Annotated in this window: 15 protein-coding genes; 4 read left to right on the forward strand and 11 right to left on the reverse strand. The window is 72.4% G+C overall.

Annotated elements, in window-relative coordinates:
• Positions 1–6: 6 nt before the first annotated feature.
• Positions 7–381: an RNA polymerase-binding protein RbpA gene (locus ITX44_RS38425; protein WP_205364192.1), complete on the forward strand. Its 375-nt coding sequence runs from the start codon at positions 7–9 to the stop codon at positions 379–381.
• A gap of 330 nt (positions 382–711) precedes the next feature.
• Here ITX44_RS38425 and fxsA read toward each other — a convergent pair whose 3' ends face one another.
• Positions 712–1,317 (reverse strand): FxsA family membrane protein, encoded by a 606-nt coding sequence (gene fxsA / locus ITX44_RS38430; protein WP_205364194.1) that lies wholly within the window; start codon positions 1,315–1,317, stop codon positions 712–714.
• 178 nt (positions 1,318–1,495) lie between these two features.
• Here fxsA and ITX44_RS38435 point away from each other — a divergent pair, with 178 nt between their 5' ends.
• Positions 1,496–2,308 (forward strand): hypothetical protein, encoded by an 813-nt coding sequence (locus ITX44_RS38435; protein ID WP_307795682.1) that lies wholly within the window; start codon positions 1,496–1,498, stop codon positions 2,306–2,308.
• 18 nt (positions 2,309–2,326) lie between these two features.
• Here ITX44_RS38435 and ITX44_RS38440 read toward each other — a convergent pair whose 3' ends face one another.
• The 5 genes from ITX44_RS38440 to ITX44_RS38460 all read right to left on the reverse strand — a co-directional run bounded on the left by ITX44_RS38440 (position 2,327) and on the right by ITX44_RS38460 (position 9,219).
• Positions 2,327–3,091, reverse strand: a complete 765-nt coding sequence (locus tag ITX44_RS38440) for a polyprenol monophosphomannose synthase (RefSeq protein ID WP_205364198.1) — start codon at positions 3,089–3,091, stop codon at positions 2,327–2,329.
• The gene (gene lnt, locus ITX44_RS38445) at positions 3,088–4,821 is read right to left on the reverse strand and encodes an apolipoprotein N-acyltransferase (RefSeq protein WP_372441096.1); all 1,734 of its coding nucleotides are present in this window, start codon (positions 4,819–4,821) and stop codon (positions 3,088–3,090) included. The genes ITX44_RS38440 and lnt overlap by 4 nt, the downstream gene beginning before the upstream one ends.
• An 811-nt stretch (positions 4,822–5,632) precedes the next feature.
• A complete protein-coding gene (locus ITX44_RS38450; protein ID WP_236062427.1) occupies positions 5,633–7,180 on the reverse strand; it encodes an amidohydrolase in 1,548 nt (515 codons plus the stop codon).
• A gap of 281 nt (positions 7,181–7,461) precedes the next feature.
• Positions 7,462–7,902, reverse strand: coding sequence for an Lrp/AsnC family transcriptional regulator (locus ITX44_RS38455; RefSeq protein ID WP_205364211.1), 441 nt, complete (start codon positions 7,900–7,902; stop codon positions 7,462–7,464).
• An 81-nt stretch (positions 7,903–7,983) separates the two neighbouring features.
• Positions 7,984–9,219, reverse strand: coding sequence for an FAD-binding protein (locus ITX44_RS38460; RefSeq protein ID WP_205364220.1), 1,236 nt, complete (start codon positions 9,217–9,219; stop codon positions 7,984–7,986).
• 289 nt (positions 9,220–9,508) lie between these two features.
• On the opposite strand from ITX44_RS38460, the gene ITX44_RS38465 reads away from it, so the two are divergent.
• Positions 9,509–9,961, forward strand: a complete 453-nt coding sequence (locus tag ITX44_RS38465; protein WP_236062419.1) for a hypothetical protein — start codon at positions 9,509–9,511, stop codon at positions 9,959–9,961.
• A 46-nt stretch (positions 9,962–10,007) separates the two neighbouring features.
• Here ITX44_RS38465 and ITX44_RS38470 read toward each other — a convergent pair whose 3' ends face one another.
• The 4 genes from ITX44_RS38470 to ITX44_RS38485 all read right to left on the reverse strand — a co-directional run bounded on the left by ITX44_RS38470 (position 10,008) and on the right by ITX44_RS38485 (position 15,965).
• A complete protein-coding gene (locus tag ITX44_RS38470; protein WP_205364228.1) occupies positions 10,008–11,192 on the reverse strand; it encodes an acyl-CoA dehydrogenase family protein in 1,185 nt (394 codons plus the stop codon).
• Between the two features lie 216 nt (positions 11,193–11,408).
• Positions 11,409–13,568 carry a putative bifunctional diguanylate cyclase/phosphodiesterase gene (locus ITX44_RS38475; protein WP_307795683.1) on the reverse strand — a complete coding sequence of 720 codons (2,160 nt, stop codon included), beginning with the start codon at positions 13,566–13,568 and terminating at the stop codon, positions 11,409–11,411.
• Positions 13,565–14,377 carry an SAM-dependent methyltransferase gene (locus tag ITX44_RS38480; protein WP_205364230.1) on the reverse strand — a complete coding sequence of 271 codons (813 nt, stop codon included), beginning with the start codon at positions 14,375–14,377 and terminating at the stop codon, positions 13,565–13,567. Before ITX44_RS38480 ends, ITX44_RS38475 begins: the two co-directional genes overlap by 4 nt.
• 346 nt (positions 14,378–14,723) lie before the next feature.
• Entirely contained in the window at positions 14,724–15,965 is a 1,242-nt protein-coding gene (locus ITX44_RS38485; RefSeq protein WP_205364233.1) for a carbohydrate-binding protein, read from the reverse strand.
• Positions 15,966–16,594: 629 nt separating this feature from the next.
• On the opposite strand from ITX44_RS38485, the gene ITX44_RS38490 reads away from it, so the two are divergent.
• A complete protein-coding gene (locus ITX44_RS38490) occupies positions 16,595–17,608 on the forward strand; it encodes a DUF4331 family protein (protein ID WP_205364235.1) in 1,014 nt (337 codons plus the stop codon).
• Between the two features lie 71 nt (positions 17,609–17,679).
• Here ITX44_RS38490 and ITX44_RS38495 read toward each other — a convergent pair whose 3' ends face one another.
• Complete coding sequence (locus ITX44_RS38495) at positions 17,680–21,135, reverse strand: phosphodiester glycosidase family protein (protein ID WP_205364244.1); 3,456 nt, start codon at positions 21,133–21,135, stop codon at positions 17,680–17,682.
• Positions 21,136–21,195: the final 60 nt, after the last annotated feature.

Raw genomic sequence — 21,195 nt, forward strand, 5'->3', positions numbered from 1 at the left:
CGATTCATGAGTGAGCGAGCTCTCCGCGGCACGCGACTCGGGGCCACCAGCTACGAGACGGACCGCGGTATCGATCTGGCCCCGCGCCAGACCGTTGAGTACGCATGCCGGAACGGCCATCGCTTCGAGATGCCGTTCTCGGTCGAGGCCGAGATTCCGCCGGAGTGGGAGTGCCGCGCCTGCGGCCAGACCGCTCAGCTGGTGGACGGAGAGGGTCCGGAGGAGAAGACCAGCAAGCCGGCGCGCACGCACTGGGACATGCTCATGGAGCGGCGCACGCTGGAGGAGCTGGAGGAGGTGCTGGCCGAGCGGCTGGCCGTACTCCGCTCCGGAGCCATGAACATCGCGGTGCATCCGCGGGACAACCGTAAATCCGCATAACGCTTGAGCCGCTGGGCTCGCCGCACCGAGCGAGCGAGCCCTTGACCTTCCGCCCGGCGCGGAGCGATACGCTCCCGCGCCGGGTGTTGTGTGTCCGGGTTCGCTTTTCGGGTTCGCCCGGAGTGGCTGAGGGCCCGCCTGGCGGCGGGGGGGCTCGCCGGGAGCGCCCCGCAGGGGCGCGGGGAACTGCGCGAGCAACCGGCCGGTGGCCCGGACACGACAGCAACTGCCCCTTCGGGCCGGTGACGACCCGCGCCACGGTGGTGGCTGAGCGCGCAGTTCCCCGCGCCCCTACGTACCCCCGGCCGGCCGGCCGCCGTCAGGCGGGGGTCAGGAACGGTGGTCCTTGTCGACGACCTCGCCCTGGATGACCTTGCCGTCGGGCCTGCGCATACGGGCCTGGTCTTCCGCTTGGCGGGCCTGCTGGAAGAGGTCGCCGAGGCTGCCCGGCTCGGGCGCGGGCTGGTTCCGCAGCGCACGCGCGGCGGCGCGGTCCGCCACCGCACCCACGAGCTTGCGGGTCGGCGGAAAGAGCAGCAGCAGGGCGACCGCGTCGGACAGGAACCCGGGGATGATCAGCAGGATGCCGCCGAGCATCTGGAGCCCGGTCCGGCCGCCACCGGCCAGCCTGGTCCCGGGGCCGGCCCCGGCCCCTTCGGGCGCGCCCTGCGCGTTCTGCTGCTGCACGGACGCCGCGAGGTTCTGCCAGGCACTGCGTCCGGCCCGTTTGACCGCCGCCGCCCCCAGCACGAACCCGGCCAGGATGGCCAGCAGGACCACGAACCCGTTGGTCGCGTCCGCCACCACCGTCATCAGCCAGATCTCCAGCACCGCCCAGGCCGCTATCACCAGGGGCAGGACGGTACGGACCCGCGACCGCCTCGGCCGCTGCCCCTGAGGGTGCGGACGGACGGGCGGCGGTGAACTCGTCGTCATACCGTCAAGTGTGCCAAAGACCAGGTAAAGCCGGGGACCGTACCCGGGACGACCTGTCGTGGCCGCGGCCCGCAGGAAGCCGGTCCTGATCCGCCTGGACGCGCCGCCGATGTGAGGCGGCGCACCCCGCGGCCCGGTCCGGTGGACGTGTGCCGGGCCGGACGCGAGGATGTCCGGCGTGACGCAGAGCGACAGCGGCGGCGGGCCGGAGCCGGAGGAGGGGTCCGAGCCCCAGGGCGCCGGGCGGCCGGACGTGCTGGCCGAGCGGCTGGCCCGGATCGAGGCGCTGCTCGCACCGGCCCGCGGCGAGTTCGACCGGGCCGGGCGGCGGCTGGTGCCGGCCTGGCGGCGGGCGACCCGGGGCGAGCCGCGCTGGGCCGCCACCGTGGCCGTACTGGCCGCAGTGGGCATTCAGCTGGCCCTGCCGGACCGGCTGGTGCTGCGGCCGCAGTGGGTGCTGCCGACCGTCGAGCTGGTGCTGCTGGCCGTCCTGGTGGCGATCAACCCGCACCGCATCGAGCACCGCTCCCGGCCCTACCGCTGGACGGCCGTCGGCCTGACCGCCCTGCTGACCACCACCAACGTGGTGGCGCTGTGGAACTTGGTGCACGGCCTGGTCCGCGGCACCGAGGGCAAGCATGCCGGGCCGCTGCTGACCACCGGCGGGGCGATCTGGCTGGCCAACATGATCGCCTTCGCCCTGTGGTACTGGGAGTACGACCGCGGCGGCCCGGTCGCCCGCGCCGCCGGCGAACACGACGTACCCGACTTCCTGTTCGTGCAGATGCAGTCGCCGGAACTCGCGCCCCCGCACTGGGAGCCGGCCTTCCTGGACTACTTCTACCTGTCGTTCACCAACTCCACCGCCTTCAGCCCCACCGACGTGATGCCGATCACCCGGTGGGCGAAGATGCTGATGCTGGCGCAGTCCGCGGTGTCGCTGGTCACCGTGGTCCTGGTGGTGGCACGGGCCGTCAACATCCTCGCCTGACGGCCCGCCCGCCGGGCCTCACTTGCCGCGGCCGAGAATCCGGTCGGCGCGCGAACCCACACCCCAGACGGTGACCCGCAGCAGCGCCTCGCCCACGATGGCGCGGCTCATCTTGCTGTTGCCGAGCTCCCGCTCGACGAAGGTGATGGGCACCTCGATCACGTGGAAGCCGGCCTTCACCGCGCGCCAGGCCAGGTCGACCTGGAAGCAGTAACCGGCCGAGGCCACCTCCTCCATGCCGATGCCCTCGAGCGTCTCGCGCCGGAAGGCCCGGTAGCCGCCGGTGACGTCACGGATCGGCACGCTGAGCATGAGCCGGGAGTACGTGCTGCCGCCGCGGGAGAGCAGCCGCCGCGAGGTGGGCCAGTTGACCACCCGGCCGCCGGGGATCCAGCGCGAGCCGAGCACCAGGTCGGCGCTCTTCAGCGCGGTCAGCAGCCGGGGCAGTTCCTCCGGCTGGTGCGATCCGTCGGCGTCCATCTCGACCAGTACCCCGTAGCCCTCGTCCAGGCCGTACCGGAACCCCGCGAGGTAGGCGGCGCCCAGGCCCTCCTTGCCCTTGCGGTGCATCACATGGATGTGATCGTCGGAGATGGCGAGTTCGTCGGCGAGCTTGCCCGTGCCGTCCGGGCTGTTGTCGTCGGCGATCAGGACGTGGGCGTCGGGCACGGAGGCTCTGACGCGCTTGACGATCGGCTGGATGTTCTCGGCCTCGTTGTAGGTCGGAATGATGACCAGGACCTTGCCGAGCGGGCCGAAGCTCCGCTGCTCGCCGTCGTTCACTGCTGCTGTTGCCCTTTCGCCATGCGTACGAGGTCGCGCCTGCCGAGAGCGATGGCGGCCGCACAGGACAGGAGCCCCACCATAGCGAGAGTCCACTCCGGAACCGCTCCGACGCGATCGGCGACGGTGATCTGATCGCGCAGCGGCAGGTCGGCGCTGAGCACCGTCTGGGTGAATTCCTTGCTGCGCTGTTCGATCTTGCCATTGGGTGCCACGATCGCGCTGATTCCGCTGGTCGCGGCGGTGACGACGGCCCGGCCGTGCTCGATGGCGCGCAACCTGGACATCGCGAGCTGCTGTTCGGGCTGGCCGGTGAGGCCATACGTGGCGTTGTTCGTCTGGACGACGATGGCCCGCGCCCCGGCGTTGACGGTGTCCCGCACGATACCGTCGTAGGCGACCTCGAAGCAGATGACGTCGCCGAGCCGCGCGGGCCCGATCTGCATCACGCCGTTGGTCTTTCCGGGGTAGAAGTCCCGCGGGATCTGGTTGAGCTGCTTGATGACCTTGGTGAGTTCCTTGCGGAACGGGACGTACTCGCCGAAGGGCACCGGATGCTGCTTGGTGTAGTGGGCGCCCGGGCCGCGGACCGGGTCCCACACGATGCCCTCGTTCTGCACGTGGTTCTTGTCCGGGCCGTCCACCAGGGCGCCGACCAGGATGGGCACGCCCACCGCCTGCACGGCCTCGGTGATCTTGTCGTAGGCCGCGGGATTGGAGAACGGGTCCAGGTCGGAGGAGTTCTCCGGCCACAGCACGATGTCGGGCTTGGGCGTGCGGCCCGCCTTGATGTCGGCCGCGAGCTTGAGCGTGGCGTTGACGTGGTTGTTCAGGATCATCATCGGCCGGCCCAGGAAGTGCAGGCCCGGCTGCTGGACGTTGCCCTGGACGACGGCTATCCGTACGTGGTCCTTGGCGCCGGTCGGCACCGGCACCAGCAGTCCGGACAGCAGCACGGCGGCCGACACCGCCAGGGCGCCGCCACCGACCAGGGCGGTACGCAGCGGGCGGGGCCGGGTACGCAGCCGCCACGCGGCGAGCAGCGCGGCGGCCAGCAGGGTGCCGCTGAGCGCCACGCCGAAGGTCACCAGGGGCGCGCCGCCCAGGGCCGCCAGCGGGGTGTACGGCGAGCCGGTGTTGGCGAACGCCAGCCGGCCCCAGGGGAAGCCGCCGAAGGGCAGCCGGTCGCGGGCCAGCTCCTCGGTGACCCACAGGCAGGCGGCCCACACCGGCCACAGCGGCAGCCGCTGGGCCAGCACGAGCAGCGCGCCGAGCGCGGCCAGGAACGCCGCCTCGATGACCGACAGGCCCACCACGGCGTCCCAGCCCACCGTGCGCAGCCAGTCCAGCAGCCACACGAAGAAGGGCAGCCCGAAGGCGTACCCCAGCCATGCGCCCTGCTTGACGGTCCGGCCGCGCACCACCAGCGACAGCACGGCCACCGCGACCAGGGACAGCGGCCACACCCCGTACGGCGGGAACGCCGCGGCCAGCGCCAAGCCGGCTGCCGCGGCCACCGCACTGCTGGGCGCGGCCTTGCGCGCGGTCGCCGCGAACCGTTTGCGGCGGCTCAGCCGCTTTTCGGGTGCCTCCTGGACGGGTGCGGGTACGCCTTCCGCGAGGATTTCCGCCTGCGCCTGCGGCGCCTCGACATCGGCCTGCGGCTGCTCGACAGGCGTGGTCTCGACGGCTCCGGCAGCCCGGGAGGGCTCGGCGGTGTCGGGGTGCAGGCGCACAGTCGCGGCCTTCCTGCAGGTGGAGAGGTGGTGAAGGCGACCGTACCTTGTGATGGCCGTGGAATGGGTCGCGGGTCGGCAAAGTACGGGCAAGCCCTGTGCGAGGCTCACCCGCTCAGCTTGTGCCGGGGAGCCCGGCGGCGCAACAGGGCGGTTCGCCGGGAGCGCCCCGAAGGGGCGCGGGGAACTGCGCGACAAGCCCTCCCCCAGAGCCTTCGGCCTGGGAGGTACCCCCACCGTGGCGCAGGTCGCCACCGGCCCAAGGGGCAGTTGCTGTCGCATCCGGACCACCGGCAGTGGGTGGTTGCTCGCGCAGTTCCCCGCGCCCCTGGGTAATCCGGGCGAGCCGCAGCACATACGTGGCCCACGGAACGGGCCCGGAGCCCTTCGGGCCGACCTGGGACCCGATGGCTTCGGGTCGGCACCAAGGCCGTTGTCTACTGGGCGTCCGGGCCCTTCCCGGGTCACACCTGCCGATCGGGCGGCCCTCGCCCTCCGTACCCTCACGGGCGGAGAGGCCCACTGGCGAGCCGCGTTGCGCGTCGCGGAGCTGGACCTGGCTGCCAGTGGCGGCGTGCTCGTACGGCGCGACGCCCCATGGCCCAGCGCTGACGACGCGGGCGCGGAGAGCCCCCGGTCCGACGTCCTGTGGTGGACGTGGCCGAACCTACTCGCCTTCGACCAGCAACTGTCAACACCCCTTTGACCTGCGGGGTTTCACCAAATCAGCAGGTCAGTGCGGGGCACTCGCGGGCGCCGCGACAAGCCGGGGGCACACGGTTCAGCCGCATGCCGCAACCCCCTCTCACCCGTTCGGCCGCGCGAAGACCGTACGGCCGGCGACGACGGTGCGCAGTGCCACCGGCAGGTCGTGGCCCGGGGTGAGGTCGGGCAGGCCGGGGGTGCCGGAGCGGGGGTCGGTGGACCAGTTGGCGACGCGTTCGTCGGGGGCCTGCACCACGAGGTCGCCCACCTGCCAGATCGCGTAGTCGGCGGGCGCGCCGGGCACCAGCACCCCGGCGTCGTCGCGGCCGACGGCCCGGCGGCCGCCGCGGGTGTGGGCGTTGAAGGCGGCCCGGGCGGAGATGCGGTGCTCGGGCGTGCGGTGGAAGGCGGCGGCCCGGACCGCGCCCCACGGGTCGAGCGGGGTGACCGGGCTGTCCGAGCCCAGGGCCAGCGGCACTCCGGCGCGGGTCATGGCGGCGAAGGGGTTGAGGGTACGGGCCCGGTCGGCGCCCAGCCGCCGCGCGTACATGCCCTCCGCGCCGCCCCAGGCCGCGTCGAAGGCGGGCTGCACGGAGGCGACGAGGCCGTGCTCGGCGAAGGCGGCGATGGTTTCGGCGGTCATCATCTCGGCGTGCTCGACCCGGTGCCGCAGGGACCGGACCCGGTCGGTCCCGGTCTGCTCGGCGGCGGCGCGTACGCCCTCGACGACCGTCGAGATCGCGGCGTCGCCGATGGCGTGGAAGCCGGCCTGGACGCCGGCCTGCGTGCACACGATCAGGTGGCGGGCGACGGTGGCGGCGTCGAGGTGGGCGAGGCCGGTGTGCGGGGCGTCGGCGTAGGGGGCGTGCAGGCGGGCGGTGTGCGAGCCGAAGGAGCCGTCGACGAACAGGTCGCCGCCGGCCCCGATCGCCCCGAGGTCCCGCAGCCGGTCCAGGTCGGCGGCGGTCTCGACGGCCTGCGCCCAGTACGCCAGCACGCGCGGGCCGGCCTCCTCGGCGGCCAGCGCCAGCAGCGCGGTCAGGTCCTGCTCGGAGGAGATGTCGGGGCCGGCGCATTCGTGCAGGAGGGCGATGCCGCGGGAGGCGGCGTGCGCGAGGGCGGCGCGCTGGGCCTCGGCGCGCTGCTGCGCGGTGATCGAGCCGTGCGCGGCCTCGCGTACCGCGTGGTGGGCGTCCGTGGTGAGCGGGGCCTGCGGGTCGTAGCCGGGCAGGCCGGTGACGCCGGGCACGAGGTCGAGCAGGGCGGTGGTGACGGCGGCGGAGTGCACGTCGGTACGGGTCAGGTAGAGGGGTCGGCCGCCGGCGGCCCGGTCCAGCTCCGCGCGGGTCGGCGGGCGGTGCTCGGGCCAGCGTGTCTCGTCCCAGCCGTGGCCGAGCAGCACCCGGTCGCCGGGCCGGGCGGCGACGTGGGCGGCGACGCGGGCCAGCACCTCGGCGAGCGAGCCGGCGCCGGTCAGGTCCAGGCCGGTGAGCGCCAGGCCGGTGGCGGTGGTGTGCACGTGGGCGTCGGTGAAGGCGGGGGTGACCAGGGCGCCGTCGAGGTCCACGACGGTGTCCACGCCCTCGGCGAAGGAGTCCGCGGCGCCCTCCGAGCCGACCCAGGCGACGGTGGTGCCGTCCACCACCATGGCGGTGGCGAACGGGTCGGCGGGGCTGTAGACGAAGCCGCCGCGCAGCAGCACGGTGCCGTCGGTGGCGGGACCCCCGGCGGGTCCGGCGGCGGATTCGTCCAGGGTGTCGAGGGGGCGGGGCCCGGAGATGCGGTGCATGGTGACCAGTCTCCCGCTCGGCCGGTGGTGGGGGCGCGCGGGGGCGTACGTGCGCCTGCGCGCGCAGGACACGTACGCCCGCGGTCGGACGTACGGCCGCGGGCGGGCGTCAGATGGCCGGCGGCACGGTCAGAGGGCGGTCACAGCCGCGGCGCCCTGGACTCGTACGCCGTGGACAGCACGACGGTGGTGCGGGTGGACACCCCGGCCAGGCTGCGGATGCGGCCGAGCAGGTGTTCCAGCTCGATGGGGGTGGCGACCCGGACCTTGAGGATGTAGTTCTCGTCGCCGGCCACGCTGTGGCACGCCTCGATCTCGGGGACCTCGGCGAGGCGGTCGGCGATGTCGTCGGGGGCGCTGGGGTCGAACGGCTTGACCGAGATGAAGGCGGTCAGCGACAGGCCGACCGCCTCGGGGTCGATCACGGCCGCGTAGCCGCGGATCACGCCGCGCTGCTCCAGCCTGCGCACCCGCTGGTGCACCGCCGAGGTGGACAGGCCCGTGGCCTTGCCCAGGTCGGTGTAGCTCATCCGCCCGTCGGCGACGAGCAGTTCCACGATCTGCCGGTCCAGCTCCTCCACAGCCGATGACCTTACCGGCAGCGGGGGCGTTTCTGTCATGTCTGTTATGACTGGACGACGACTCGAGCCGGCCGGTCCCGGCTAGAAGTCGAGCAGGGCGCTCAGGTGGGCGTTGCGGAAGGTGCCGCTGGGGTCGGTGTCGGCGACCAGGCGCAGGAAGTCGGGCATCCGCGGGTAGGCTGCGCGGACCTGCTCGGGGGCGGTGGTGTAGAGCTTGCCCCAGTGCGGGCGCGCCTCGTAGGGGGCGAGGGCCTGCTCGATCCGGGTGAGCACCGGCAGGACCGCCGCCGGGTCCTTGATCCAGGTGAAGTGCAGGGCGACGGTGTCGCGGCCGTGGGCGGGACTCAGCCACAGGTCGTCCGCGGCGACGGTGCGCACCTCGCAGATCCGCAGCACGGGCGCGACGGTCTCGTGGAGGGCGGCAAGCGCTTCCAGCGCGGGCACCGCGTGGGCGCGCGGCAGCAGGTATTCGGCCTGGAGTTCGTCGCCGCTGCTGGGCATGAAGCCGGGCCGGAAGTGCGGCAGCCGCTCGTGCCAGGGGCCGGGTACGCCGCCCTGGACGGTGCAGTGCACGGGGTCCATGCCGGGCACGGGGTGCTGGGGGGTGCGGGCGGGTTCGGCCCAGGGCAGTTCGGGGGCGGGCCGGCCGGCGAGCTGCTTGAACCAGGCCTGGGTGAAGCGGGGGGCGCGCCAGTCGGTGAACAGGCTGACGCTGTAGGCGGCCGCGGTGATCTCGTCGAGGTGGGCGAGGGCGTCGTCGAGGGCGAGGCCGGTGAAGACGTGCTGGGCGATGTCGTACGTGGGGACGGTGTCCAGGACGAGGTGGGTGACGGCGCCGAGCGCGCCGAGCGAGACCACCGCGCCGTCGAAGCCGGGCTCGCCGCGGGTGAAGGTGCGCACCTCGCCGTCGGAAGCGACCAGGTCGAGGGCACGTACCGAGGTACCCAGGGCGCCGTTGGCGTTGCCCGAACCGTGGGTGCCGGTGGCGACCGAGCCGGCCACCGAGATGTGCGGCAGGGAGGCGGTGTTGGGCAGTGCCAGGCCCTTGGCGTGCAGGGCCGCGGCGAGTTCGGCGTACCGCACTCCGGCGGCGACGCGTACGGTCCCGGCCGCGGTGTCGACCTCGATGTCGGCGGGCAGTGCGGTCAGGTCCAGCAGGACGCCGTCGGTGTCCGCGATGTCGTTGAAGGAGTGGCCGCTGCCGAGGACCTTGGCCCGGGTCGCGCCGGCGACCGCGGCACGCAGCTCGTCCAGGGTCGCCGGGCGGTCCACCCGCTCGGCGGAGAAAGTGAGGTTGCCCGCCCAGTTGGTACGCATCGTGGGTGCCTCCGCCCTTGTCGCGTGCCGCCCTGGCCGCGCACTCTGGAACTGTATCCGCCGTGGTGGCAAGCCCTTTCATGGGGGGCGCGGGGGGTGCGCGGGCGCATATCGGGGGCGCACATGCCGCGCACCGCACGCGGTGTGACGAAGGCCACACCGAACGCGCCGGTAGCGCTTCAGGTGGCGCGATTACACGCGTAGCACGGCGGGAAGTGCTCGCTATGGCCGCGAGCGTGACGCCGGGCCGGCCCGATGAAGGGCAATCCACCCGAGGGGGAGTCGCATCATGCGTCAACATGTGCGCAACAGCCGCAGCGAGCGGACTCAGCCCGCTTTCGAGGAGGGTGACGAACGCGACGCGTTCGCCCCGCTGCTGGACGAGGCCGAGGAGACCGACGACCCGGACGAACTCCTCGACGAGGAATTCACCGACGTGGTGCGGCTGACCTGCCCGGACTGCCGGCAGCCGATCGCCGTCCTGGAGGGCGAGGAGCACCTTCCGGAGCACGCCCTGTGCCCCACGCCCTGGAACCCCTTCGGCCTGACGGTCTGCGCCGGCTCCGGCCGTGCGGTGACCGAGGCCCCGCCGCTGGACGGCGCCGAGCCGGGCGCGGAGCAGGAGTTCGGCGTGCTGCTCGCCCTCCCGGCCGGGCTGGACTGGCGCACCCAGCCGTTCTCGCACGTGGGCGGGCCGGGCTCGCGCCCGCTGCCCGCCCCCGCCCGCAAGCTGGCGGCCTAGAGCCCGTCCGGCCGGGTCCCGCCGGACCCGGATGCGGTCCCGCTGTTCAGTCCCGTTCTTCGGGGCCGGCGAGGTGCCGGGCGATGACCATCCGCTGGATCTGGTTGGTGCCCTCGACGATCTGCAGCACCTTCGCCTCGCGCATGTAGCGTTCCACCGGGAAGTCCGCGGTGTAGCCGTACCCGCCGAGGAGCTGCACCGCGTCGGTGGTCACCTGCATCGCGGTGTCCGTGCAGAACAGCTTGGCCATCGCGGCCTGCGCCGAGTAGGGCTGCCCGGTGTCCTTCAGCCGGGCCGCGGCCAGGTACAGCGCCCGGCCGGCCTCGATCCGGGTGGCCATGTCGGCCAGCATGAACCGCAGTCCCTGGAAGTCGGAGAGCCGGCGGTGGAACTGCCGCCGCTCCCCCATGTAGGCGATCGCCGCGTCCAGTGCCGCCTGGGCGACCCCGGTGGCGCAGGCCGCGATGCCCATCCGGCCGCAGTCCAGTGCGGCCAGCGCTATGGTCAGGCCCTGCCCCTCGTCGCCGATCCGGCGGGCGTCGGACACGGTGACGCCGTCGAGGTGGACCTGGGCGGTCGGTGACGCCTTCAGGCCCATCTTGCGCTCGGGCGGCGCGGCGCTCAGGCCCGGCGCGTCGCCGGGTACGAGGTACGCGGTGATGCCGCGCGGTCCCTCGCCGCCGCTGCGGGCCAGCACGGTGTAGAAGTCGGCGACGCCGCCGTGCGTGATCCAGGCCTTGGTGCCGGTGAGCACCCAGTTCTCGTCTTCGCGCACGGCGCGGGTGCGCAACGCGGCCGCGTCGGATCCGGCGGTGGGCTCGGACAGGCAGTAGGCGCCCAGCTGCTCGCCGCCGAGCATGTGCGGCAGGTGGTCGGCGCGCTGCTGCTTGCTGCCGAACTCGGCGAGCGCGTGGCTGGCCAGGGTGTGCACGCTGACGCCCAGGCCCACGGTGAGCCGGGCCGCGGCGAGCTCCTCCAGCACCTGGAGGTAGACCTCGTACGGCTGACCGCCGCCGCCGTACTCCTCGTCGTAGGGCAGTCCCAGCAGGCCGGCCCGGCCGATCAGGGTGAAGATCTCCCGTGGGAAGCGGCCGGCGTCCTCCTCGGCCGCGGCGGCGGGCGCGATCTCCCGCCGGGCCAGGTCCCGGGTCAGCTCCAGCAGGTCCCGGGCCTCCTGGGTGGGCAACTGACGAACCACCGGCTGCGGGCCGGGCGGGGCTTGCGTTGACATGGCTGCGCACTCCTCCCTGTCGGGGGTGGCGGCGGCGTCCGCCGGGTGAGGCGGGGCCGTCCATGGGGCACTGCCCGGATTCCATCGTCCTGCGCCGGGTCTCGGCGTGCTGTGATCAACGGGTCCGGGCCTTGGAGTATGCCCGATCGGCGCCGTCGCGTCACTCCCGGTGGCCGCTGGTCGGCCAGGGCCGACGCGCCCGGCTCCGGGGGTGGTTCAGGCGTCGGCCATGGCCAGCTTGTGCAGCGCCTCGGGCGGCCCGGGGCGGCCGTAGTACCAGCCCTGGCCGGTGTCGCAACCGAGCGCGCGCAGCTGCTCGGCCTGCGCCCGGGTCTCCACGCCCTCGACGGTGACGGTCAGGCCGAGGCCGTGGGCGAGCGAGACGATGCCCTCCACGATCTTGGAGTCGACCGGGTCGGGCGGGCTGTGCCGCAGGCCGCGGGTGAAGGCGCGGTCGAGCTTGAGGACGCTGACCGGCAGCCAGCGCAGCGAGGAGAGGTTGGAGTAGCCGGTGCCGAAGTCGTCCAGGGCGATCTCCACGCCCAGGTCGGCGATCCGGCGCAGCGGCTTGAGGGCGTCCTCGTCGGCGCCGATCAGCGCGCTCTCGGTGACCTCCAGGCACAGCGAGGCGGGCGGCAGGCCGGACTCGTCCAGCGCCCGGGCCACCTCGGCGACCAGATCGGGGTGGTGCAGCTGCATCGGCGAGAGGTTGACGTTGACGTGCGGGGCGCAGCCGCCGTCCGGGGACTGCCAGGAGCGGGCCTGCCGGGCGGCCGCCTGGAGCACCCAGCGGCCCAGCGGCACGATCTGCCCGGTGCTCTCGGCCAGCGGGATGAACCGGTCGGGGCCGAGGACGCCGTGCACCGGGTGGCACCAGCGCACCAGCGCCTCCGCGCCGCGGATGCTGCCGTCCTCCAGCGCGATCAGCGGCTGGTACTCGATGAAGAACTCGCCGCGCTCCAGGGCCAGCGGCAGCCGGTTGGTCAGCCCGTGCCGGGTGATGGCGCGGGCGTCGGCCTCCGGGTCGGCCACCTCGTACCGGTTGCCGCCCAGCTCCTTGGCCCGGTACATGGTGATGTCGGCGCTGCGCAGCACGTCGGCGGCGGCGCGGCCGCGGGTGGGGCCGTGCACGATGCCGATGCTGCCGTGCACGGGCAGCTCGCGGCCGTCCAGCGAGACCGGGGTGGACAGCGCGTCCAGGATCCGCTGGGCGAGCGCGACGACCTCGGCGGCGTCCGGCGGGTCGGTGTAGAGGGCGACGAACTCGTCGCCGCCGATCCGGGCCACGAGCTGGTCCGGGGAGGTCAGGCAGCTGCGCAGCCGCTCGGCGACGGCCACCAGCAGCCGGTCGCCGACCGCGTGCCCGAGGCTGTCGTTGACCGCCTTGAAGCCGTCCAGGTCGAGGTAGCAGACCCCGAGCCGGCCGCCGGGCCCGGCGGACAGCGCCCGGTCCAGGCTCTCGAAGAAGTGCGTGCGGTTGGGCAGCCCGGTGAGCGCGTCGTGAGTGGCCTGGTGACGCAGCCGGCGCAGCAGCCCGCGCCGCTCGGTGATGTCCTCCAGCAGGGCGAGCTGGTACTGCGGCCGGCCCTCGGCGTCGCGCAGCAGCGACACCTTCAGGTTGGCCCACAGCACCGAGCCGTCGGCCCGCGGGTACGCCTTCTCGACGTGGTAGCCCTCGCGCTCGCCGCGCAGCATCTCGCCGTTGAGGCCGCGGACCTCCGGGCCGTTGTCGGGGTGCACCCATTCGCCGACGTTGCGCCGCATGACGTGCGCCTCGCTGCCGAACATGCGGGTCACGGCGTCGTTGATCTCCAGCACCCGGCCGTCCATGTCGGCGATGCCGATGCCGATGGCGGCGCTCTCGAAGACCGCGCGGAACCGGGCCTCGCTGCCGGCCAGCGCGGCCTCGGCGTCGGCCCGGGCGCTGATGGCGGCGTGGAGGATGGCCTCCTGCTCCTGCAGGGTGCGCTCACGCATCGCCTGCGCGAAGCCGACGGCGACGGCGTGCTGGAGCCGGGCGCAGCGGGCCCGGGCCTCGTCCACGGTCAGGTCGGGGGCGCAGTACAGCACGAGATAGGCGTCGATGACGCCGAGGATGCTCGGCAGCGCCTCGGGGTCGGTGCAGTGGGCGGCGACCAGGGCGGTGCCCACGGGCACGGCGGCGCGCGGGTCGAACGGACTGGCCTGCAGCGCCCGGTCGAGGAGACGGGCCAGCGGCACCAGGTGGTCCTCGAACTCGGTACGGGTCATCGACGTCGCGGTGAGCGGGTAGATCGCCCGGCTCCAGATGGCGGCGAACCGCCGCAGACTGTCCTCCGGCGCCCCCGCCGGCGCCTTTCCCGCCCCGTCCCCGGCCGTGGCCGGCCCGGGGGTCACCGCTTCAGTCCCACACCGGCCAGTCCGTGCAGGACGGCCGGGTCGTCGTCATCGGCGGGCGGGGTGTCCGGGCGCCAGTACGGCAGCGGCACCACCCCGGGCTCGACCAGCTCGAACCCGTCGAAGAAAGGTTCCAGCTGCTCGCGGGTGCGCATGATCAGCGGGGTCGTGGTGCGCTGGTAGACCTGCTGGGCGCCGCGCTGGCCCTGCGGGGTCGGGCCGTCCATGGTGGCGTGGGTGACGACCATGACGCTGCCGGGCGCGAGCGCGTCGCGCAGGGTGGCGATGATCTCGGCCGGGCGCTCCTCGTCGGACAGGAAGTGCACCACCGCGACCAGCATCAGGGCCATCGGCCGGCGCAGGTCGAGCATCGCCCGCGTCTCTGGGGCCTCCAGGATGGACCGCGGGTCGCGCAGGTCGGCCATGACGACGGTGGCCTCGTCGTTGCCCTCCAGCACCGCCCGGCTGTGCGCGACCGCGACCGGGTCGTTGTCGACGTAGACCACCTTGGCGCCGGGGCTGGCCGCCTGGGCGACCTCGTGGACGTTGCCGAAGGTGGGGATGCCCGAGCCGATGTCGAGGAACTGGGTGATCCCGCGGTCCACCGCGAACCGCACCGCGCGGCGCATCACCGCCCGGTTGGCCTGCCCGATCTTGGGGATGCCCGGGAACGCCTGGATCGCCACCCGTGCCGCTTCCCGGTCCGCCTCGAAGTTGTGCGATCCGCCGAGGAAGTAGTCGTAGATCCGGGAAACGCTGGGCACGGTCGGGTCGATCCCCGGCGGGGCCCAGGAGGGTCGGTCGGTCACGGTCGGTGTCTCCAGGTCGTGGTGCTCGACGCCGTGGGTCAACGGACGTGTCAGGGGCGGCGGTTGGGTGGGTGTACGTAACAGGTTCGCTCAAGTCGAGGCTACTGATCACGTGTTCGGAGTGAAACACCGAACCGGAGATCGAAAGTCCGTTTTCGGACAACAACCACCGGCATGTGCACGTGCGAAAACGCGCACGTGCGAAGGTGCGCAGACGCAGTGAAAAGCGGGCCCGTGGCGTGAATCTGCCACGGGCCCGCCGTTTCTCAGGTGTCACAGGCGTTACAGGTCGAGCAGGGTGGTTCACAGGTCGAAGCAGGGTGGTTCACAGCTCGAGCAGGGTGGGTCAGCAGGCTCCCTCGTCCTGCCAGACGCCCCACTCGCCGGTGGTTCCGGGGACCTCATTGGTGGTCCACCACTTGGCCTTCCACTTCTCGCCGTTGTACTGGACCTCGTTGCCACCGACGTAGACCGCGGAGGAGGTCCAGGTCGGCAGGCCCGCGCAGTTGCCGCCAGGCTGGGTGGGCGGCGGCGTGGTCGGCGGGGTGGTGACGGGCGGGGTGGCCCCGGCGAACTTCACCGAGTACTTCGCGAAGTCCCAGGCGGCCTGCGGCACGCTGCTGCACACGCCGGAGGTCGTGCCGTTGTTGTCCGGCGGCGTGCACTGGCGGTCCCGGTTCAGCGACCAGAAGGTGAACCGGCCCATGCCGTGGCTGGTCGCGTAGTCCAGCACCGTCTGGAAGTCGGACTGGTAGAAGTACTCGCCCGAGTCGCTGCGGCCGTTCATCCCGGAGAAGCCCTCGTGGGCGTACGCGGTGGCCGCGTTCCAGCCGAAGGTGGACTGCAGGATGCCGTTGAACGCGGTGAGCGCGCTGGTCTGCGAGGCCGCGCCGCTGAAGCCGCCGTCGAAGGGCATGATGGAGAAGTTGTTGGGCGTGAAGCCCTGCGACTTGGCCTCGTTGAGCATCTGCTGGCCGAACCAGCCGGTGCCGGCCGCGGTGCCCGCGGTGGTCACCGAGACGTAGATGCCGGGGTTGTTCTGCTGGAGGATCTTGGCGGCGCCGATTTCGTGCGCGACCGCGGTGGTGTTCTCGTACTCCGGCTCCTCCAGGTCGAAGTCGATCGCCTTGAGCTGGTACTTGGTGATGACCTGCTGGTACGCGGCGGCGGTCGAGGCCGCGTCGGAGCACGCCTGGCCGAGCTTGGTGCCGCCGTAACCGCCGATCGACACCGACACGTCTCCGCCCTTGGCACGGATGGCGGAGATGATGTTGCCCACCGCCGTGTCCGAGGACACCGCGCTGGTGCCGCCCCAGGTCGGGCTGCACCCACCGCCGTTGGGGGCGAGGATGAAGGCGAGCTGGAACGCCTTGAGTCCGGTGGCGTCCATGATGTCGGTGGCGCTCGGCGGGTTGTTGTCGAGCGGCATCAAATAGGGGGCGGCGGCGTACCACTGGCTGCTGAGGGCTGCGGCCGACGCGGTGGCGCCGCTGGCCTGCCCGGCGCCCAGCGCCGTCGCGGTGCCGAGTCCGGCAACGGCCAGGGCTGCGGCGGCCAGGCCGGTGCCGACGGCTTTGAGACGTTTCACGGCGGACCTCCTGTGGGGGAACGTGGCAGCAGAATGCTGCTGCTGACGCGGACCCGTCAAGGAGCTGGTCCAGACCTTTAGGTGAACCCGGCACATGGCCCGCCCGGCGGCGGGCCGGTTCGCCCGAAGTACCCCTGCACCCGCCCGGTGGCGGGCGGTTCGCCGGGAGTACCCCCCGGGACCGGGCCACCGCCGACGGCGTGCGGTTCGCCGGAAGTGCTTAGGGGCGCGGGGAACTGCGCGCGCAACCGGCCGCCGGCCGGGGGTACCCCCAGGCCGAAGGCTCTGGGGGAGGTCCGGACACGACAGCAACAGCCCCCTTCGGCCGGTGACGACCCGCGCCACGGTGGTGGTTGCTCGCGCCGGTCACGGCGTCGCGCACGATCAATGTCGGGGACCAGGGCGCCGAGCCGACAGATCCCACGCAACCACCGGAACCCGCGGGCGTCGTGTCCTCGCTCAGCGCGACGCCCGCGGGCCCCCGCGGGCCCGCCCGCCCGTATCGGGAGCGGCCGGCGGCGCGCGCGTCAAGGCAGCCCACGGACCGTCATCACGCCGCGCCTCGTGCCTTTTTGCCCCTGTTTGTGGTTCAGTGTCCAGCGGGGATGACAAGCGAAAGGACATGCGGGATGTCGAACCACTTCACCGGTCTGAGCCTCGGTCCGCCGCTCGGGGACCAGAGACTCGACCTCTGCGATCTGTACGCGTTCCAGGCTCCCGCCGATCCGGCACGGACAGTGATCATCCTCAACGCGAACCCGAACGCCGACGCCTTGCACCCCGACGCGATCTACCGGGTGAACATCGACAACGACGGGGACGGCCTCACCGACATCGCGGTCAGCTACGTCTTCGCGCCGCCGCAGGACGGCCGGCAGACCTTCAGCGTCTTCGTCGCCAGGGGTCAGGAGGCCCGTTCACCCGAGGCGGTCGGCGAGAAGGTCGTCTCCGACGCGGAGGTCTCGTTCGGCACGCAGGCCAAAGCCGTACGCGCGGGCTCCAGCACCTTCTTCGCCGGGAGCCGCAGCGACGCCTTCTTCTTCGACTTCGACGGCATCCAGAAGCTCTTCGACACCAGCGGCGGCCGGAACTTCACCGCCCCGCACCTCGGGGGCAGGTCGCCGTGGACCGGCGTGGACTCCAACGCGTCGGCCAACGTCTTCTCGACGGTCATGGAACTGCCGACCGCCGAACTCGGCGCCGCCCCCGACATCCGCGTCTGGGGCCGGTGCAGTGTGCGCAGGGACGGCCGGCTGGAGCACGTCGACCGCGCCGGACACCCGTCGGTCAGCAGCTTCTTCAACACCGACGAGACGAAGGAGGAGTACAACGCCGGCGAGCCGGTGAACGACCGCGAGCGGTGGACCGACCAGTTCGTCCATCTCATGGGCCACACCGGCGACTACTCGCGGGAGGAGGCGATCGCGGCCATCGACGCCGACGGCCTGCTGCCGGACATGCTGACGTTCGACCCCTCGAAGCCGGCCCGGTATCCGAACGGGCGGAACTTCACCGACGACGTCATCAACCACCGCCTGGCGTTCCTGTCCAAGGGCGACATCCCGCCCACCGGACTGTCGCCCCACACCGACGTCCTGACCGAATTCCCCTACCTGGGCAACCCCCACCCGGCGACGGGCTGACCGCCGGCGCCGGTGCCGCATGCGCAGGAGGGGTGCCCGGACGGATCCGGGCACCCCTCCACGGGTTCAGGTCACTTGACGGTGATCCGGGTGGTGCCCGTGACGCCGCCGGCGGTCACCGAGACGGTGACCGTACCGGAGCTGTGGGCGGTCAGGACGCCGGTGGAGCGGTCCACCGATGCGACCTTGGGGTTGCTCGAGGTCCAGACATGGGACGCGGGGTCCTGGATCGGGATCGTGAGCGGTGCGATGTTGTCGCCGGCGATCTGGTCGCCGGTCGCGGTCATGGTCACCTTGTCACCGGCGGAGAGCGGTGCCGCGGGGGCCTGGACCGTGATCGAGGCGAGAGCGGCCTCGACGGAGAACTGCAGGTTGCCGTCGTCGCCGATGCGGAGCAGCCCGTAGTGGTAGAAGCCGCCCTGGTCGGCCGGGGCGTACGCCGGCATGCCGAGGTCGGCGAAGGTCAGCTGCGGGATGCCGCCCTGGGCAGTGGTCACGCTCCGGCCCTCGGGGTCGAGGATCTGCTCGGAGAAGCCGCGGGCGTGGCCGTAGACCATGACCACGTGCTGCTTCGGGTGCGTCTGCTGGAAGCGCTGGATCAGGCGCATGTACATCTGCGCCTCCCAGCGGTCCGTGAACTGGCTGTTCGCGGCCGGGTGCGGGTCGTACGCCGGCATGTGGGTGGTGACCAGGACGTCCTTGGCGGTGGTGTGCGTCAGCTGCTGGACGAGCCACGGATACTGCTCGCCCGTCGGGTCCTGGTACGGGTCGGAGGACTGCAGGCTGCCGTGCGAGTTGTCGGTGACGATGACGTTCGCGGCGCCCTCGGCGTAGGAGTAGTGGGTGGCACCGAAGGTGTCGGAGTAGTTGCCGTTCTCCGGGTCCGAACCCTGGGTGATCTCGTGGTTGCCGACGATGTCGCGCTCGGGGATGCCGAGTTCGTCCATCTTGGACCGGGCGTACTGCAGGTCCGCCGGCGCTCCGTCGTCGGACATGTCACCGAGGAACTGGGCGGCGTCCGGCTTGGCCTGCGGGGTGAGGGTGGGCAGCCGCTTGGCGATGGAGTCCATCACGTTGCTGCTGACCGAGCCCGGGTCGCCGGCGAGCATGTGCGCGTCGTCACCGGTAAGGAGGGTGCTGCCGTGCTGGGCGAAGTCGGCCGAGTCCTCCTCGTACGACAGCCAGCCCGGGTTCTGCGGGATGGCCTGGTACGTGGGCGTGGTGACCGGTCGCGGCGAGTAGAGCGCCTGCAGGCCCGCGAAGTTGAGCGTGCCGGTGTAGGAGCTGCTGGAGTTGATGCCGAGGAAGTCGATCCAGTTGACGGTCAGCGGGAACTTCATGCCCGCCGGCAGCTGGGTGACCGCCAGGCGCCAGCCGTTGGAGGTGACGCCGGTCAGGTAGATCGGCGTGTTGACCGTGCCGTCGATGTTGATGTACGACTCGGCGAGCTCCAGGCTGCCGGGGCCGCCGTCCTTGACCCACAGGCCGATACCGGTCGGCACCTGGCCGTTGTCGGTGTCGGTCCTGATGGTGGTCCTGGGCGCGATGACCAGCTGCTTGACCCCGGAACCGGCCGGCATCGTGTAGGTGAGCTTCAGCGAGCCGGAGTCGGTCGAGCCCGGCGGGACGACGCCCGGGTCGTCGGACACCGTGGCCGCGTAGCCCGTGGTGTTGTTGGACAGGTGCCAGGCGTTGGCGTCGTCCATCGGGTCGATGGTCTTGGAGACCCTTCCGACGGCGATCGACGTGGTCGCCGTGGCGCCCCCGACCTTCGCGGTGACGTCGGCCAGACCGCCCTTGTCGGTGCTCGCGGCGAACAGGCCGTGCGCGTCGACGGTGCCCAGGCCGTCCGGGACCGTCCACGTGGCCGCCTCGGCGGGGATCTCCACCGGGCCGCCGCCCTTGACCGTGCCGGTCAGGGTGAGCTGCTGGGTGGCGCCGTTGTCGAGGTCGGCCTGGTCCGGGGAGACGCTCAGGCTCGCCAGCTTGCTGACGACGTCGAGCTTCTCCGAGGTGGTGACCCGGCCGTCGGTGGCGATGATCCGGCCGACACCGGTCCGCTTCGGCGTGAGCCGGCCGTTCGCGTACGTGGCGAGGTTCGAGGGCTCGATGCGTACCTTGACCTGGCCCGCCGCCGGGTTGGCGAATGTGTCGGTGGCGTAGACCGGCAGCGGGATGGAGCCGCCGGAGACGGTCGTGACCGTCTTGCCGCCGTTCACCACGACCTTGGTGGCGGGTCCGGCCTGCTTGGCGGCGCTGTAGAAGAAGATGCCGTTGGCGACCTTGCGCTCGGTGTTGCCGGGCAGGTCGGAGGGCGTGTTGACGACCTTGGCCTGAGCGGCGCCGGGCGCGCGGGTGGCCATGGTGGTGGAGCCGCCGCCGTCGAACAGCTCGGCGGTGTAGGCGCCGTGGGCGAGCAGGTAGCCGGCGACCTGGTCGGGCGTCACGCCGAAGGCCACGGTGGCGCCCTGCTCGCCGTCGATGGTGACGACGATGGCGTGCTTGCCGTCCTTGGTGATGCCGACGGCGGTCTCCGGGTGGGCGCCGGTCGGCGGGGTGCCGGTCGGGTCCTTGTACGCCTTGCCGTCCTTCACCAGGATGTCGACACCGCTGATCATCTGGGTCAGGTCGTTGTCGGGCGACAGCTTGGAGGCGATGCCCACCGTGTCGCCGGTGTGGACGTCGGCGGTCAGCCACTGGCCGCCGGCGCCGGCGCCGAGCAGGCCGAGCCGGCCCGCGGGCAGCTTCGGCACGGTCGTGACGTTCGCCTGCACGCTGTCGACGACGAAGCCGCCGTCGGCGGTGTGGCCGAGTACCAGGGTGGACGCCGCGGCCGAGGTCGAGCCGAGGTCGGGGGTGATCTCGGTGATGCCGCCGGAAGCCACGTCGCCCACGGTGTTCAGCGACGTGAGCGGGTGGGTGGCGGTGCCGTCGGTGATCGTGCCGGAGAAGGTCTCCGGGCCCATCACCATGGTGCCGTCGGGCTTGACCCCCAGCTGGGAGGCGTAGCCCGGCTGGGGGCTCTTGAGCAGCTTGCCGTCGGCCATGATGCCGCCGTCGGGCACGCCGCTGCCGTTGATGGCGAAGTAGCCGCCGTTGACACCGGCCACCGCGTTCGTGCGCTGGGCCATCGACGACGTGGTCTCGTCTGCCGGGTTGGTGAGGGTGTCACCGGCCTCGACCATGCCGACCCGCAGGTTCGGGTTGCCCAGGTCGGCGTTGAGCACCTGGATGTGCTGGCGGCCGCCGACGGTGTCGAGGGTCTCGCTGTAGTGCTGCAGACCGCTGGTGACGATCTCCTTCGTGGTGGTGGTCCGGTCCACCACCAGCGGCCAGTCGGCGGGCGTCTGCGGCAGCCAGTCGGCGTTGCCGGTCTGGCTGGTGGCCCCGGCGGCCGAGGCATCTCCCGGGGACGACTGGCCTGCGGCGGCTGCCCAGGCGCCGCCGCCGCCGATGGTGCCGATGACCGCCAGCGCCAGTGCGGTGGCCACGGTGGTCCGGCGTGCGCCGGCCCCCGCGACTCTCATTCCGCGTGTTGTCATTGGTGCAGTTCCTTACATTTGCGCACTGAATGGTGCATGTGCGCC

It is taken from the genome of Actinacidiphila acididurans (assembly GCF_016918855.1).
Classification (GTDB): Bacteria; Actinomycetota; Actinomycetes; order Streptomycetales; family Streptomycetaceae; genus Actinacidiphila; species Actinacidiphila acididurans.